Source organism: Bartonella tribocorum, from assembly GCF_002778015.1.
Lineage (GTDB): Bacteria > Pseudomonadota > Alphaproteobacteria > Rhizobiales > Rhizobiaceae > Bartonella > Bartonella tribocorum_B.
Window position 1 is genome coordinate 1 of the sequence record NZ_NJPP01000021.1, and the last position, 16,423, is coordinate 16,423.

Genomic DNA, 16,423 nt, shown 5'->3' on the forward strand with positions numbered 1-16,423 from the left:
GAAAAGAAAAGATATATCTAAAATAGCTGTAATTGCGCATTGTATACCTGGAATTCGTATATTCTGTATAACGCATTACTTTTGTAATTTATAATGAATTATCTCAATATATTAAGTGAAAAATTTGAATATAATAGGCTTCACTCGTTTCAAATGCACCTATAAGCATAAAAATATTTACCTATATATTTCAAGCTAAGAAAGAAATAGAAATATTTTTTTATGATTTATTTTACAAAAGTGCGAAACACATTAAGAATTAGCAAATAAAATAATATTATCGATTTTGTGTTTTTATGAAGCTATGAAAAATAAAAGGATTAAAGAAAATATGCTTTACCATTTTTAGAATGATAGGCTTTTTTGACAAGTTATTATGCTTTCTTTAGGGGGATAACTGGGGATATCAAAAAAAATTATGTCAAAATTACCAGTCTTTGAAGTGCAAAGCACCAGCTTATAGAAAAATACTCTAGATGAGTGATTAAGACAACTGGAAAGAGAAAAAGTGGAAAAGTTATTTTTCCACTTTTTTTATTGCCTATTGAATTCGGCCACTTGCATGAGCAAGCATAGTATAAACTTTTCCTGTATCTGATATCAGGTATTTACGAACTGAGTTGGAAGAACCAGAGCTACGCGATATATCACGCAAGAGCTTTTCAAAATCCGTAACATATTGATTTACTGAACGTTTAAACTCAAAATCGCTCATGTATTTTTTCTTAATCATTTCAAATATCATTTTTCCATTTGATGTATAAAGGTGTTCTGTTACAATATTTTTTTGCCCACGTTGATAATGATCCCATAGCTCAACAATGGCATTGTGATTAATAGCTTGCACTATACCCGATGCTAATGAATTAAGAGAGCTGTTTACAGGACGCGGTTTTGTTTGCACGGATGTTAAAACAGCATCATTTGGGGTTTCATCATAAAATGGTTCTTCACGTGAAGCTCTTTCCAAGAGATTTGATACCCATTTATTGGGTCTTTTTTTGCTTTGATCTTGTTGCAAAACAGGTTTAGGGGGGATGATCTTTTTAATAGACTCAGAGGGTTTCTCACTTCTCTTATTAAGCATTGATGATGTAGAAAATTCAGATATTAATTGTTCTTTTGCGCTTTTTTGATCATTTTGTATAACACTGACAAGATCTTTTAATGCTGTAATTTGTTCATTCAAAGCCATACGAATTGTTTGCGTTGTTTCTTTTGTTTTTTCTGGAATCTTTTTAGCATTTTCATGAATATCATTATTAATCTTTGAAAGCTCTAAACGAACTTCATCCGCGGAACGACGTATATCTTCTGCTGCTCCTGAAAAACGCGTCGACGCTTCACTAATAAGCCTATTAAGGGAGTGTTGGAGTGAATCTGTGGCGCTACGCGCATTCTTATCAGAACGTTCAAGGGCTAAGTTGAAGATTTTTTCATAATGCTCAATCATTTGATTAATTTCATGAGACTTTGAAACAAGAGCATCGCTTAATATAGAAAGCGTATTATGTTTTTCTTCAAGTGTTGCACTCAGTGAATTTTCAGACTGTTCAAGAACATGAATAGTTTGAGAAAGTGTTTTTGCATGTTCACCAAAATTGCTCGTTATATGATTAATTTGTTCAAAGGTATTTTTTGAGAGTCCTTGCAGAATTTCAACATTATTATTGAGAGCTTGATTTGAGGCTGATAAATGTTCCGTTATTTGGTTCGTGTTGCGGAAAAAATTGTTCGTCGTTTCATTAAACTGACCATCAATATTTTGAACGGCCGATAATAAAACATAATTATTTTCCTGGAAGTTGTAAATTGATTGATTTAACTGTTTTAAGATGGATGAGACATTATTAACAAGCTCTTCCTTCATAGCTGTTACTGTTTGAAGTGTTTCAGAGTTTGCTTTGTTCAAGCTATTCACGAAAGATTCATTATGCGCATAAATTCTCTGCTCAGCATCTTGAGTGGAAAGAGAAAGCTGTTCACCGATATGCTGTGTTAAAGAATCAATTGATTCTGTTGTATTTTGCGCTGCTTGATTTAAATGATTTGTCAGCTCTGTTATTTTTCCGACATGTTCTGAAATTTGTGTTGCTGTTTGATTCTTTGCGTCTTCCAGACGGCTTGTTACATCAGAAAGCTGAGATCCTAAATTATTTTTAAGATTTTGCATAGAGTGATGAAGAACATCACAACGTTCATTAAGGACTTGCTCTATTTCTGCTGTGGATGTGTGAATTGTTTCATTCAATAATGCTTGTGCATTATGACTGGCTGTTGCGAAGGCTTCAACAGTATGCGATGTTTGTTCAGATAGAACGGATAGAACTTTTTCACTGGTATCATAAACTGTTTTCTTAATGTTTGATACAATGCGATTTCCTGACTCTGAGAGAATATTTTCAGCTTGTACGGTAACATTCGTAACAGATGAGAGAATTTGTTCACCTGTAGAAGAAAGAATATCAGAAGCTTTTATAATCTTATTATGCAGGTTATCTGTGACGACATTAACAGAATCTTCTAAGCTAATACGCATATTGTCAACACTATTTTCCAGCGCTTGTTGAATTATATGACTTTGCTCATTATTAAGCATGAGAGACGCTTTTAACGTGTCAGAACGTTCCTCAATAACAGATGTTTGCATATCAATGGCTTCACAGACTTGGCTAAATTTTTCAGATAATGTTTCCTCTAGCGTTGTTGTCCGTTCAAAAATTTTGTGTGCACGATCTTCTAGATTTGTATCGAATGATTCCATACGTGTTTCAAGGGTTTCAAAGAAAACACCACTCGATTGAGAGAGAGTATTCTTTAAAATTTCAGCGTGGCTTTCAAGGTTTCTTATATGATCTTGCACCGTTTCAGTAATGTTCTTATTATTGGCGACAATTGCATTCTCAACTAACTCTATTTGTTGTTTCAATGCAACATCGACACGTATATCACTTTTTTCGATGAGATTGTGAATTGTTTCCATGCGTTGCTCGAGTGTGCGTGCTTGATCAGCAAGAACTTCATTGAGAGAAAAACTATTAATTGCTAAAGAGTCACGCAGAGCATCGGCACGGATATCAATATTTCTCGCTTGTGCTTCTAAGGCATTTTGCGTTGTATTGCAGCTTTGTGCAATGACTTCTTGTAGTTTGTCAGCGCATTGGATGATATTTGCAATATGATTTTCAGCTTGTTTATCAACGAGTTGAGCATTGTTCGTCAAGACTTTTTCAATATGAGAAGTATTTTGGGACAAGACATCAATCTGATTTTTTAATGTATCAGCAATTTTATTTTTCTCGTTATCGAGCATTTCTGCCATGAGAACGCGTTGATCAGAAAGTTGCAATTTAAAATCTTGTGAACGTTCTTGTATGATATCAACAATGGCATTGTCGATATGGTGAATTTCTTCTCTCAGATTTTCTTTACTTTTATCGATTGCAGATAGAATGGCTTCACGTCCATTTGTAAATGCATGGGTAATATCTGCTGTTTTTTCTTGGAGGTTTTCATTTATTTTCAAGACGTGAGCTTCCAAGAAGTTACCAAGTTTTTCAGCATTATCTTCTAAAGCTTGACTGCGTTTTATAAAGGACTCAATGATGGAGTTACTGTGTTCTTTAAGAGAAAGATCAACAGTTGCTAAACGTTGTTCAAAGGCTCCAATTGCTTGCGAAGTTACGTTATCAAATTTAGAAGAGAGTTTATGTGCTTGGTCATCAAGCTTTAAGATTTTCTCATCAAAATCTTGTAAAGATTGATTATTGCGATCAATAAGAGCGTTATCGAGGGCTTTAAACTTTTCATCGACAGTGTGCAAAGTCTGATCTGTTACGGCTTGTATATGTGTTGCAATTTGAGCAACATACGCTTCCGCTTTTACTGCTGTTTCATCAAAGTTTTTTCCTAATTCATCGAAAAATTTTGTGTTTTTCTGCTGAATTTGTGTTGTTGTCTCGTTAAATTTTTCAACAAGCTGATTTGTTACACCATTGCCGGCATAGGAAAGTTTTTCAACAAGGTCTTCACCTTGTTTTTGTAAAGTTTGAAAAAGGGTTTGTGCAAGCTTTTCAACATTGGTTACAATTTTAGAGGTAACCAAGCCAAATTCATCGCTCAGTTGTTCTTGTGTTCCTTTAATTGTTGATTGCACGCGATCGGCGTGATTCAAAATGGCTATGCGTTCATTACTCAATTCTCTGATGAGTGTATGAATGCGTGATTCATTCTCAGCATAGGCTTGTTCTAGGTTATGAACTTCACCTTGTATGATTGCTTCAAGTTCAACAGCACGCCCGAGGGTACGTTCAATACCTTTATTCATTGCGGCTACTTCTTCACGAATAGTTTGCCCTATAGCAATAGCTTGTTTTTCAGATAACTGTTGTGGTTCACTAAGGCGTTGTGCAGCATTTGTCATAAGAAGAGCAATATTATGCAATTCATTCGAACGTTTTGTTAATTGAGCAACCCCCCAAGATATAAGAATGGGAATTGCTGTTCCGGCTGCTACAGCCAGTCCTGTTGGGGATGTCATAAAAGTGCTGATCTTGGATAAGGAGCTCAGACCGGTAGGGGCGAGCTTATGCGCAATAAAAGCTCCCCCTGTTGCCCATAGAGCACTAAGCGCTGTTGTATACCAGTAGATTCGAGAGGTAGAGCGCTGCTTTAAGAGCCCATAATTTACAGGGGTTGTTATATCATCATTTGCAGGAAGAAGTTTTGTCGACAACAATGTATTGTGAACCGTTCCCCCTGAAATATCAGGTGAAGGTTTTGGAGCAAAAATCTGCCCAACAACGGATTTATCAATAACAGCGTCATCATGAATATTAGAGACAAAAGTTGAAGAACCGTTTTCAGTAAAAAATTCTTCTTCTGCCATTGCAATTTTTTGAATCAAATCATCGACATTAACAACATTTTCAGAATTACTGGATGATATTGTTTCAAATGCTGTGTCATCGAAATCGAAGTCCATTGCTTTTGTGAGGGCTTCTTCAACTTCAACGTCAAATGTTTGCAATTTGGTTCTACGTGCCATACTCGCCTCGTACTCTTACAGACAGAAAAAAGGGATACGTCCTTTTCCACACAATTTCTGCATACTAGCTGTTAATTATTTAGAAAGGAATAGACTGAGGAAAAAAATTTAAAAACTTATCACAATAAAGTTAACGCGGTATCTTATACTTTGTTTAAAAGGTTATAAAATATAATAAAAACAATTTGTTATTTGATTCCAATAAAACAAAAATACTGTTTACAACTTGTGCTTATAAAAAACTTTTTCAGCCTATTTTCTTTGAAATAAGGACAATTTAATGACAGTTAGTTATATTAATGCTAAAAAATAGTGCGGTGCGAATGCATTTTTTGAATATCGACATAAATGTTGTTGTCCGCTTACTTTTGTTGATTCTAAACGAAGGGGATTCATCATCTCGTACATAAGTCTATAATAACTTTGGAAGTATAAAAATCTATCTTTTAACTGTAAGTTCACAAACAAAGTAAACATGGAAAAATTTTGAATTTAATGATAGATTTTCATAAGCTGTACTTTATTATTGCTTTAAAGAGCAGTTTTTTCTCTAATTTCAGTTGTTTGTTGCTAAAATTTGAAGCTTCTACGTTGACAATTGAATATTTTTCAGTCGATATGCATACACGAATATTTTATGCAAACGAAATGAAGGTGTAAGAATAATGGCAGAGCGATCACAACACCTGCAGGATGTGTTTTTAAATACGGTGCGTAAGCAAAAAATTTCTCTTACAATTTTTCTTGTTAATGGCGTTAAACTCACGGGTATTGTAACTTCATTTGATAGTTTTTGTGTTCTTTTGCGCCGAGATGGACATGCACAACTGGTTTATAAGCATGCTATTTCCACGATTATGCCTGGACAGCCTGTACAGATGTTTGAAGGAGAAAGTCCTGAGTAAACACATCATTTTAAGATAAACCTCTTATCCTATTTAAAAGTACTTAAAATTACTATGATAGATGAAAATGAGAGATTAGGAGGCGTATTTTCGCAAATTATAAAACAGGTGCGCGCACTTGTTTTGATACCGATTTTTCAAGAGAATAGAAGTGAAAACTCTTTGAGAGCGCATTCTATCTCTTCCCGTATTCAAGAGGCATTGGGGTTAGCGCGTGCTATAAGGTTAGAAGTTGTTCATTATGAAACAATTAATATTGCAACACCTCGTCCTGCGACTCTCTTTGGAAAAGGTAAAGCAGAGGAGCTTGCCGATTATATCAATGAATATTCCATTGAGCTTGCAATTGTAGATCACTTTTTAACGCCAATACAGCAGCGTAATTTAGAAAAATTATGGAATTGTAAAGTTATCGATAGAACGGCTTTGATCCTTGAGATTTTTGGTGATCGTGCACGAACAAAAGAAGGGGTTTTGCAAGTAGAGTTAGCACATTTGTCCTATCAAAAAGGGCGGCTTGTGCGAAGTTGGACGCACTTGGAAAGGCAAAGGGGAGGGCGTGGCTTTTTAGGTGGACCTGGTGAAACGCAAATTGAAGCAGACAGGCGGCTTTTGCAAGAGAAAATTATTCGTATTCGTCGCGAATTAGAAACGGTTATTAAAACACGGGCACTTCATAGAGCAAAAAGGAAAAAAACATCTTATCCGGTTGTGGCACTGGTAGGATACACAAATACAGGAAAATCAACTCTTTTTAACCGTTTAAGCGGCGCTGATGTTTTTGCTAAGAATATGTTATTTGCAACGCTTGATCCGACTTTGCGCAAAGTTGTTCTTCCCCATGGAAAAACTATTCTTTTGTCTGATACAGTAGGTTTTATCTCTAATTTGCCAACAAATTTGATTGCAGCTTTTAGAGCAACCCTTGAAGAAGTGGTTGAGGCGGATCTCATTCTTCATGTAAGAGATATGTTAGATCTTGATCATCATGCCCATGCCCAAGATGTTTTAGAAGTGCTTTCAAGTCTTGATATCGATATTGATGATACAGAGCATATCATAGAAGTTTGGAATAAGATTGATATGGTAGATGAGCAAGCATTGAATGTTTTACAAACGAGTGCAAAGACACGGTTAAATCCTGCGCTCATGGTATCAGCCCTTAAAGGGGATGGACTCGATCAATTATTAAGAACCATTGAAAAGAGAATTTTTGGAGAAGTTCAAAGCATTGAATATCTTTTAAAACCTCATGAAATGTCACTTATTGATTGGTTTTATGAAAACTCTGCGGAAATAAAGCAGAAAGGGCATGATGATGGATCTATTACCATTAGAGCTGTTCTGACTTTTGAAGCAAAAAAACAATTAGAGAACCTTAAAAAAAATATGAATTAAGTTTTTTTAAGCTATTGTTGAACTTTTTTGCTCAAATTTTATATTTTTCTTATCTCAAAATAATATGACAGCAAGTTAAGAGGATAGTTACTACTTTCTCTTAATAAAACAATATGAAGAAGTATTTTGCTGGTTAAAATAAAAATGAGTCTTAAATATAATAAAAGACTGTTCGTACGCACAGTATGGCGAAACATTTTGATTGTTTTGCTGTTACAAATTCTGTCTATCTCTTTGATTTGGTTTTATTATTTTATTCAGCCCCGTGGTTATCAAGCAATTTTAGTATTTTCATTATCTGATTCTGTAGGAAAGCCATTACCGATTGAAAAACAAGATAATATTATCGCCTTTTTGCTTTCACAGCCTATATTTTTAGATGATTCGAATTTTTCTTTAAGTGCTTCTTATAAGAAAAAAAAACAGGAGAATATTCGTTTATCACGCCATGGTGAGCTTATCCATCTTACTTTCGAGGCAGGAACACTTGAAGCTGCTCAACAGGGCGTAGAAACTTGGTTTTCTGCATTTTCACAAGCGATCATAAAACAGAAACAGTCTTTGTTAAATGAAAGATTAGAAGACAAACAATATGATAATACTGCGATTGTTAATATCATGCAGGGATTTCGTGCCTCGGTTGATTCCTTTCTTCAGCATGGTGTAAAACAAACAGAGCTTCATGATCTTTCGATGCAATTAACGCAAGCAACTTTAAAGCGTATTCATTTAACAAGTTTGAATTCAACAATTAATATGATGCGTGAAAATGGGCAGTCTTTACTGTCTTTATCGTTTATTGCAGACAATTCAGTAATTGTTGCTCTGGAATCTAAACGTGATCTCTTGGAAACACAAAGAGCACATATGGCTGCGCAATTGGGGTGGACTCATCCTCAAATTAAGGCAATGACTGCGGAATTAGAGGCCGTTTCTCAGCAATTAAAAAATAAAGTTTTACAGATTGTTTATCAAGTTCATTCAGATGAGATTATTGCAACGGAGTTGGAAAAACAGCTCAAAAAAAGGATAAGCCTTTTTGTAAAAGATCAGTCTCAATCTTTAAATCAAATATTTAATACGTTTGAAAATAAAATAAAAGAAGAAATCGATGTACAAAATAAAGCGATGAGCAAGTCTGCTCAAGGGAGAGAAAAAGTTATTGGTTTATATCGGGGACTGAATGATGATACTCTTCTCTTGCAAAATACAAAGATCCACGTGGTTATGCCAACGACGTTAGCGCCAATTTCGTTTATCGCTCTTTATGGAAAAAATATTCTTGAGAGTGCATTGGCCAGCTTCCTTACTCTTTTGCTCGGAATAATGTTATTTTATCCGTGCTTTAGAAGCAAAAAAGATCAGTCTTCAGAAGAGGGGTTGAGATCAAAAGAAAATGTTTTCAAGAAAAATGAGAATATTTTAGTCTCTCAAGAAATGAAAAATCTTGAAGCTTTTATTACGATAGAGGGTTTATCTGATGTTTTAAAATGGCGTGCTTCAACCATTATTTCAATCATTGGACTAGAGGCAGCACGGACAGCGGCAAAACTTTCACTCCATCTTACAAAAGAGAACAAAACAATTTTGTTGGTCGATATCTCTGGCCAACAAATAGAGAAAGTTATTGGTCCACATCGGGGGCTGAGTGATATTTTAACGGGCAATGCTCAGTTGCATGATGTTATTTACCGTGATTATGATACGGGAGTTGATATTCTCCCTCAGGGGTTAACAAGCGTTGTCTCAGCACAAGATTTTTCAGATAATATTTCTCATATATTACAAGAATTTAAAAAAGAGTATGATTTTATCATTTTAGAGATGGCAAGCGAACCTAAATATGGATTTGAGCAATTTGCAGAACTAACAGACTATTATATTTGTCATACTGTTCTTAGTAAACAAGATTGGATGATGCGGATGGTCAGTCGCTTTCCAAAGATTGTTTATCGCGTTGTTGCATTATAAACTTCGTAAAAGAGAAATATGTATCGCATGTTATAGTGCTACACTTGTTTTTTGCTAGAGTTTTAGTACATACTAAAATAGGAAGATTTTATATTTAAATTTTGCAATGCATTGTAGTTGGAGAAAAGCGTGGGGCAATCAGAGATGGCAGTAAAAAGATTAAATGATAACCTTTTAACACCTATGCAAAAGAGAAATCGAAAGCAAATTCAGGTGTGGCTTTATTCTATTTTATTGCTTTGCTTAGCAATTGTTTTGGTAGGGGGGGCAACTCGTTTGACGGGATCAGGATTATCGATAACGGAATGGAAGCCAATTCATGGCGTTATTCCACCGATCGGTGTTGAGCAATGGCAAGAGGAGTTTTTAAAATATCAACAGATAACACAATATAAGCTGCTTAATCGTGATATGACTTTAAGTGCTTTTAAGGTCATTTTTTGGTGGGAATGGGCGCACCGTGTTCTCGGGCGTCTTGTTGGTCTTGTCGCTTTATTGGGGTTAATTTGGTTTTGGGCAACCAAGCGTGTTGAAAGAAATATTTTACTCCCGCTTATTGTTGTGCCGGTCCTTATCGCCTTTCAAGGTTTTATTGGTTGGTGGATGGTTGCTTCAGGAATTGGGCGAAGCAATTTAACGAGTGTGAGCCAATATCGTTTGGCATTTCATCTTATAACAGCATGTTTTGTTATTGTTTTTGTTACTTATTTATCTCGAGGGCTTGCTGAGTATTCAGAAAAACCAGCCAATCAAAAGGTGCAATATTTTGCGGCTTGGCTCGTTATTTTCGTTTTGATAGAGATTTATTTGGGTGCTTTGGTTGCAGGACTTCATGCTGGAAAAGTCTACAATACATGGCCCCTTATGGATGGTCAGATTATTCCTGATGGGTTGTTACAGCAACGGCCGCTTTGGCTCAATTTATTCGAAAATTCCTTAACAGTTCAATTTATTCATCGGTTTTTTGCTTATTTTTTATTTATTGTCTCAGCTTTTCATGCTTTCTATGTGCAAAAAAAGGTTCCGCATTCAACCCACTCTCGTCGGGCATTTCTTATCTGCGTTATGATCATCATCCAAGCACTTTTAGGTATTTTGACACTGTTACATGAGGTTCCGATAAGTTTAGGGCTTATTCATCAAACGATGGCCTTAGTCGTATTATGTTTTGCGGTTGCGCATTGGCGAGCAACGAAAGGAGCATATCGCGTTGTTGAATAAAAGTTTGTATCCAGATGGAATTTAATTGGTTGAAATCATTAAATCGAGGTTTTGGATAGCAGCAGCTGATGCGCCTTTTCCTAAATTATCGAAGAGGGCACAAAGATTAAAGATGCCTTCGCGATCATTTCCAAATACGAACAGTTTCATACCGTCTTTATGAGCGAAACATTCTGGATTCAGTCTTTGAAGAGAGGCCGTTTCATCTTGTGATGCAACTGAAATGATATTTTGTCCATCGTAATGGTTTGCAAGAATTTCGCGCAGATCAGAACTGTTTGCTGATTTTGTGAATAAATGGCGGTGCAATGGAAGATTCACAATCATTCCTTGAGGAAAACGGCTAACACTGGGTAGAAAAAGTGGTGTTTGATTGATTTGTCCATGGAGTTTAATTTCTGGCACATGTTTGTGTTCAAGATTGAGTCCATAGATAAAATAATTTTCCTGAGATTGATTTTCCATTTGTGTAATTAATTGTTTTCCACCACCGGTATAGCCGGAGATTGCATGAATAGAGATGGGATAATCGGCGTCTAGCAATCCTGCTTCACGAAGGGGGCGAATCAAGCTAATGGCACCGGTAGGATAACATCCAGGATTAGCTACGTAATGGGCGGCTTGAATGCGTTTTTTTTGGCCTGCTGTCATTTCAGGAAAACCGTAGACCCAGTTTGGTGCAACACGGTGAGCTGTTGAACTATCAATAACCCGAATATTTTTATTCTTTCTAAGCCAATGAACGGTTTCGCGTGCGGCATCGTCTGGAAGACATAAAATAGCAATATCGGTTTGATTAAGATAGTCTTGTCGCAGGCGAATATTATGGCGATCCTTATGAGCAAGAGAGAGAAGTTTTAAATCTGTACGTTTCTCTAAGCGTTTTTGTATTTGTAATCCAGTTGTGCCATGTTCACCATCAATAAAAACTTTGGTTACCATTCTTGAACACCTTATCTCAACTTTTCCTGCGATATCCAGCTTTTCGCAATTATAAATTATTTCAAATCATTACCAACTTAAATAATAATCATTAAATTATTGAATCTCTTTAGATTATAGATATTTTTTGTAAAAGGTATCAATAAGAACGTAAAAGAAGAAACTTAACTTTATTTTTACTCTTCTTGTAAGGGAAGTTTTTTGCTGTTTTGCTGCTTCTATGACGCGGAATAAGATAAATATTTGTATCAGTATTTTTGAGTGTAAGAGGTTTAAAATGTTTGGTTTGCATGATTTGCTGTGGTATCGTTTAGTGACTTTATTTTTTAATGTTAGGAATGTGTTTTATGACTCAGCAAGAAAATGACGCACAAAAGCGCTTTTTTAATGATAATTTACAGACAGTTGATGGTGCAATCTTTAATGCCATTAGAGGGGAGTTTGAGCGTCAACAACATGAGATTGAGCTAATTGCTTCAGAGAATATTGTTTCAAGAGCAGTTCTTGAAGCACAAGGATCTGTTTTAACCAATAAATATGCCGAAGGTTATCCAAGGAAGCGCTACTATGGCGGGTGTCAATTTKTCGATATTGTTGAAGATTTAGCCATTGAAAGAGCAAAACAGCTTTTTKGTGCTGCTTTTKCAAATGTGCAGCCTAATTCTGGTAGCCAAATGAATCAAGCTGTCTTTCTGGCTTTACTCCAGCCTGGTGACACATTTATGGGGTTGGATTTAAATGCTGGTGGTCATCTTACACATGGTTCATCTGTCAATATGTCCGGAAAATGGTTTGATGTTGTTTCCTATGGTGTGCGTCAAGAGGATCAGATTATTGATATGGATGAGGTTGAGCGGCTTGCAAAAGAACGTAAGCCCAAACTTATTATAGCAGGAGGCTCATCTTATCCTCGATTCTGGGATTGGGAAAGATTTCGTGAAATTGCAGATGAGATCGGTGCTTATCTCCTCGTTGATATGTCTCATATTGCTGGTCTTGTTGCTGGTGGTGTGCATCCTTCGCCTGTTCCACATGCGCATATTGTAGCGACAACAACCCATAAATCGCTTCGTGGTCCTCGTGGTGGTTTGATATTAACAAATGATGAAGCTCTATCCAGAAAAATTAATTCTGCTATTTTTCCGGGTCTTCAAGGAGGGCCTTTAATGCATGTGATTGCGGCAAAGGCTGTTGCATTTGAGGAGGCCTTGCATCCTTCTTTCAAGAGTTACAGTGCCAATGTTGTCGCTAATGCGAAAACTTTAGCAAAAACATTACAGAGTAATGGATTTAATATTGTTTCTGGCGGTACAGATAATCATTTATTGTTGGTTGATTTACGTTCGAAAAATCTAACAGGAAAACGTGCTGAATTGGCTTTGGGACGCGCTCATATTACCTGCAATAAAAATGGCATTCCTTTTGACCCTGAAACGCCATCTATAACATCGGGAATTCGTTTGGGATCACCTGCTGCCACAACGCGTGGTTTTTTAGAAAAAGAGTTCGTTCAAGTTGCGCATCTGATTGCAGAAGTTCTTGATAGTCTTTGGAATGCAAAAAATGATGAAGATAATCATGACGTTGAAATGGCTGTTAAGAAAAAGGTGGAAGATATAACGAATCAATTTCCTCTTTATTCTTATCTGAGCACACGTTAAGGGCAAAGAAGAGATGCGTTGTCCTTACTGTCAATATGAGGATACACAGGTTAAAGACTCACGTCCAGCAGAAGAGGGGGCGGTCATTCGCCGCCGCCGTGTGTGTTCCGTTTGCGGCGGTCGTTTTACAACTTTTGAACGTGTTCAATTACGTGAGCTTTTGGTTACTAAAAAAAGTGGACGATGTGAACCATTTGATCGTGATAAATTAATGCGATCAGTTGATGTGGCTGTACGTAAGCGTAATATTGATCCTGATCGTATTGAACGAGCAATCTCTGGCATTGTACGCCAGCTTGAGAGTTTGGGAGAACCAGAGATTGCTTCAGAACAAATTGGACATCTTGTAATGGAAGCATTAAAAAGAATTGATGATATTGCTTATATTCGTTTTGCTTCTGTGTATCGAGATTTTCGTAATGCAAGCGATTTTCACGATATTATTGATGAGTTGTCAAAGGGCATAGCGGATACAGAATCTCGTTTTGATGAATAAAAAAGTGCAAGATGAACGGTTTATGGCTGCTGCTATCCGTTTAGCAGAGCGTCATGTAGGACTTACAGGTGATAATCCTTCGGTTGGTGCGTTAATTGTACAAAATGATACTGCTGCGGGGACATTTATTGTTGGCTATGGCGTTACAGCCCTTCAGGGGAGGCCTCATGCAGAAGTGCAAGCTTTACGCATGGCTGGGGCTCTGGCTCAAGGAGCAACTGCTTATGTGACTTTAGAACCCTGCGCCCATTATGGAAAAACTTCTCCGTGTGTTAATGTGCTTATTGATTCAGGGATTTCTCGAGTTGTTTTTGCTCTTACTGATTGTGATAAGCGTGTGGATGGTCGTGGTCTCGCTCTTTTGCGTGCAGCTGGTATTGAAGTCGTTCAGGGCATTTTAGCTGAAGAGGCTTTTGAATCGTTATGGGCGCATTGGTGTATAAGAAAGATGCAACGCTGCGCTGTCACTTTTAAAATGGCAGTTTCTGCCGATAATAGCGTGGGAAAAAAAGAGGAAGGGGGAATAAAAATTAGTGGAACACTTTCCCATACCCATACGCATATTCTACGGGCTCAAAATGATGCTATTCTTGTTGGTATTGGTACTATACTAGCAGATGATCCACAACTCAATTGCCGCTTGCCAGGAATGGAAATGCGTTTACCAATTCGTATTATTTTAGATGCAGATTTATCTATCCCCCTTGATGCAAAAGTTGTCCAGACAGCCATAAAAATTCCGACATGGGTTATTTGTGATGTGGATTTGTCAAAGAAAAGTAAAAAAAATGCATTGGAGCAATATGCTGTGTCTGTTTGTTCGGTAGAGATGAATAATGGTTATATAGAACCCTTTGCTCTTTTACAGATGCTTTATAAACATGGGATTAATACTGTTTTACTGGAAGGGGGCGTAAAAACAGGAGAAAAATTTTTAAATGCGGGTTGTGTTGATCATTTGATATGTTTTTATAGTCCCGTTATTTTAGGAAAAAAACGTATTGAAGCGCCTCATTTTGGAAATTATCTCTCGCAATTTCATGAGATTGAGAAAAAAATGTTTGGAAATGATCGTTTTTATAAATGGAGACGTAAGACATTATGTTCACAGGAATTGTAACAGATATCGGTTGTGTTGAGGATGTTCAATCTTTAAAACAAGGGGTACGTTTCAAGATTTCTACACGCTATGCTGCAGAAAGCTTAGCAATTGGTGCATCAATTGCCTGTTCAGGAATTTGTCTAACAATTGTGGAACGAGGATTTAAACAAGAAGATTCCAATTGGTTTGTTGTTGAGGCGTGGGAAGAAGCATTGCGTTTAACAAATCTTTCTCAATGGAAAAAAGGAACTTTTGTTAATTTAGAACGTTCACTTCGATTGGGTGATGAAATGGGAGGGCATTTGGTTTCTGGTCACATTGATGGCTTGGCTGAAATTATTGAACAAAAAAATGAAGGGGATGCAATTCGTTTTTATTTAAAAGTTTCAAGACAATTTATGCCTTTTATTGTTCCTAAGGGATCTGTTGCACTTAATGGAACATCTTTGACTGTTAATGGTGTTGAGGAGAGTGTTTTTGATGTTCTTATTATTCGCCATACACTTGAAATGACAACGTGGGGACACGCTAAAATTGGAGATTTGGTCAATTTAGAAATTGATCAACTTGCTCGTTATGCTGCTAAGCTTTTTTCTTTAAAAAAAGAAGATGAATAAACGATAACTCTATTGATTCTATGGATCGTTTTTAGAATTTTATGCTCTATAGCTTTGGTTTTTTTTGATTCGTTTTTTGTGGAATTTTATGATGATGAAAGAGATACGTAAAAAGTCTCACATATTGATTGTTGAGGCACGTTTTTATGAAGAGATTTCTGATGCGCTTTTGAAGGGTGCGGTAAGTGTTTTGCAAAAAGCTGAAGTAAGTTATGATATTATAACAGTTCCAGGAGCCTTAGAAATACCAGCTGCAATAGCTTTTGCTGAACAAAATAAGATATCTTATGATGGTTATGTTGCATTGGGCTGTGTTATTCGGGGTGAAACATATCACTTTGAAATTGTTGCCAATGATTCTTGTCGTGCATTGATGGATTTAACTGTGCATAAATGTTTGGCTATTGGAAATGGTATTTTAACTGTTGAAAATGAAGAGCAAGCATGGGTGCGTGCAAAGCAAGATAACAAAAATAAAGGTGGTTTTGCGGCTGAAGCTGCATTATGTATGATCGCTCTAAAAAAGAGATTTGGAGATAATCGTTAAATATGGCTGATATAAAAAGCAGACATTTTCCGCGTTCAGCCAATAAACGTGGAGCAGCAAGACTTGCAGCAGTTCAGGCTCTTTATCAAATGGATATCGTGGGTTCGGGGGTGATGGAAACGGCTGCTGAGTATGAAGCTTATCGTTTGGGAAAAGATATTGATGGAGAACAGTATCTTGAAGCTGATTTTCAATGGTTTCTGGCGATTATAACGGGCGTTGTAAAAGATCAAAAGCAGCTTGATCCTTTGCTTCATCAACAGCTTTCCGCAGAATGGTCTCTTTCACGTCTTGATTCTATATTGCGAGCAATTTTACGAGCAGCTTTATGGGAGCTGATCAATCGTAAAGATGTTCCTGTTGCGGTTGTTATGAATGAATATGTTGATATAGCCAAAGCATTTTTTGAAGGTGATGAACCAAAACTTGTTAATGCTGTTCTCGACAGTATGACAAAAAAAATCCGCCTCTGATCGTTATATTGTTTATCTCATTAGGTCTGATAACATCAGACCT

12 protein-coding genes are annotated in these 16,423 nt (G+C 36.5%); 10 read left to right on the forward strand and 2 right to left on the reverse strand.

Translation table 11 applies throughout. From position 1 onward, the window contains the following. Positions 1 to 541: 541 nt before the first annotated feature. Positions 542 to 5,047, reverse strand: a complete 4,506-nt coding sequence (locus tag CEV08_RS06230; protein ID WP_100130828.1) for a hypothetical protein — start codon at positions 5,045 to 5,047, stop codon at positions 542 to 544. 665 nt (positions 5,048 to 5,712) lie between these two features. On the opposite strand from CEV08_RS06230, the gene hfq reads away from it, so the two are divergent. The 4 genes from hfq to CEV08_RS06250 all read left to right on the forward strand — a co-directional run bounded on the left by hfq (position 5,713) and on the right by CEV08_RS06250 (position 10,542). After that, complete coding sequence (gene hfq, locus CEV08_RS06235) at positions 5,713 to 5,952, forward strand: RNA chaperone Hfq (RefSeq protein ID WP_012231869.1); 240 nt, start codon at positions 5,713 to 5,715, stop codon at positions 5,950 to 5,952. 54 nt (positions 5,953 to 6,006) lie between these two features. Then, positions 6,007 to 7,350, forward strand: a complete 1,344-nt coding sequence (hflX, locus tag CEV08_RS06240) for a GTPase HflX (protein WP_100130829.1) — start codon at positions 6,007 to 6,009, stop codon at positions 7,348 to 7,350. Between the two features lie 144 nt (positions 7,351 to 7,494). Next, positions 7,495 to 9,321 (forward strand): hypothetical protein, encoded by a 1,827-nt coding sequence (locus CEV08_RS06245; RefSeq protein WP_100130830.1) that lies wholly within the window; start codon positions 7,495 to 7,497, stop codon positions 9,319 to 9,321. A gap of 129 nt (positions 9,322 to 9,450) precedes the next feature. Continuing rightward, complete coding sequence (locus tag CEV08_RS06250) at positions 9,451 to 10,542, forward strand: COX15/CtaA family protein (protein WP_100130831.1); 1,092 nt, start codon at positions 9,451 to 9,453, stop codon at positions 10,540 to 10,542. Positions 10,543 to 10,563: 21 nt separating this feature from the next. Here CEV08_RS06250 and argC read toward each other — a convergent pair whose 3' ends face one another. Further along, on the reverse strand, positions 10,564 to 11,484 hold the full coding sequence (gene argC / locus CEV08_RS06255) for an N-acetyl-gamma-glutamyl-phosphate reductase (RefSeq protein ID WP_100130832.1): 921 nt from the start codon (positions 11,482 to 11,484) through the stop codon (positions 10,564 to 10,566). A 347-nt stretch (positions 11,485 to 11,831) separates the two neighbouring features. On the opposite strand from argC, the gene glyA reads away from it, so the two are divergent. From glyA to nusB, 6 genes are all read left to right on the forward strand, one after another. Then, complete coding sequence (glyA, locus tag CEV08_RS06260) at positions 11,832 to 13,145, forward strand: serine hydroxymethyltransferase (RefSeq protein ID WP_100130833.1); 1,314 nt, start codon at positions 11,832 to 11,834, stop codon at positions 13,143 to 13,145. Between the two features lie 13 nt (positions 13,146 to 13,158). Next, positions 13,159 to 13,641 carry a transcriptional regulator NrdR gene (gene nrdR / locus CEV08_RS06265; RefSeq protein WP_100130834.1) on the forward strand — a complete coding sequence of 161 codons (483 nt, stop codon included), beginning with the start codon at positions 13,159 to 13,161 and terminating at the stop codon, positions 13,639 to 13,641. Beyond that, entirely contained in the window at positions 13,634 to 14,761 is a 1,128-nt protein-coding gene (gene ribD, locus CEV08_RS06270; protein ID WP_100130835.1) for a bifunctional diaminohydroxyphosphoribosylaminopyrimidine deaminase/5-amino-6-(5-phosphoribosylamino)uracil reductase RibD, read from the forward strand. The genes nrdR and ribD overlap by 8 nt, the downstream gene beginning before the upstream one ends. Next, entirely contained in the window at positions 14,743 to 15,360 is a 618-nt protein-coding gene (locus CEV08_RS06275) for a riboflavin synthase (RefSeq protein WP_100130836.1), read from the forward strand. Before ribD ends, CEV08_RS06275 begins: the two co-directional genes overlap by 19 nt. A gap of 91 nt (positions 15,361 to 15,451) precedes the next feature. Continuing rightward, positions 15,452 to 15,907, forward strand: coding sequence for a 6,7-dimethyl-8-ribityllumazine synthase (locus CEV08_RS06280; RefSeq protein WP_100130837.1), 456 nt, complete (start codon positions 15,452 to 15,454; stop codon positions 15,905 to 15,907). A 2-nt stretch (positions 15,908 to 15,909) separates the two neighbouring features. Further along, positions 15,910 to 16,380: a transcription antitermination factor NusB gene (gene nusB, locus CEV08_RS06285; protein WP_100130838.1), complete on the forward strand. Its 471-nt coding sequence runs from the start codon at positions 15,910 to 15,912 to the stop codon at positions 16,378 to 16,380. Positions 16,381 to 16,423 lie beyond the last annotated feature (43 nt).

Excerpts from the sequence above, each read along its gene's own strand:
- CEV08_RS06275 (WP_100130836.1), top strand. The coding sequence starts at position 14,743 with ATGTTCACAGGAATTGTAACAGATATCGGTTGTGTTGAGGATGTTCAA.
- nrdR (WP_100130834.1), top strand. The coding sequence starts at position 13,159 with ATGCGTTGTCCTTACTGTCAATATGAGGATACACAGGTTAAAGACTCA.
- CEV08_RS06230 (WP_100130828.1), bottom strand. The coding sequence starts at position 5,047 with ATGGCACGTAGAACCAAATTGCAAACATTTGACGTTGAAGTTGAAGAA.
- CEV08_RS06280 (WP_100130837.1), top strand. The coding sequence starts at position 15,452 with ATGATGAAAGAGATACGTAAAAAGTCTCACATATTGATTGTTGAGGCA.
- hflX (WP_100130829.1), top strand. The coding sequence starts at position 6,007 with ATGATAGATGAAAATGAGAGATTAGGAGGCGTATTTTCGCAAATTATA.
- nusB (WP_100130838.1), top strand. The coding sequence starts at position 15,910 with ATGGCTGATATAAAAAGCAGACATTTTCCGCGTTCAGCCAATAAACGT.
- hfq (WP_012231869.1), top strand. The coding sequence starts at position 5,713 with ATGGCAGAGCGATCACAACACCTGCAGGATGTGTTTTTAAATACGGTG.
- ribD (WP_100130835.1), top strand. The coding sequence starts at position 13,634 with ATGAATAAAAAAGTGCAAGATGAACGGTTTATGGCTGCTGCTATCCGT.
- CEV08_RS06245 (WP_100130830.1), top strand. The coding sequence starts at position 7,495 with ATGAGTCTTAAATATAATAAAAGACTGTTCGTACGCACAGTATGGCGA.
- argC (WP_100130832.1), bottom strand. The coding sequence starts at position 11,484 with ATGGTAACCAAAGTTTTTATTGATGGTGAACATGGCACAACTGGATTA.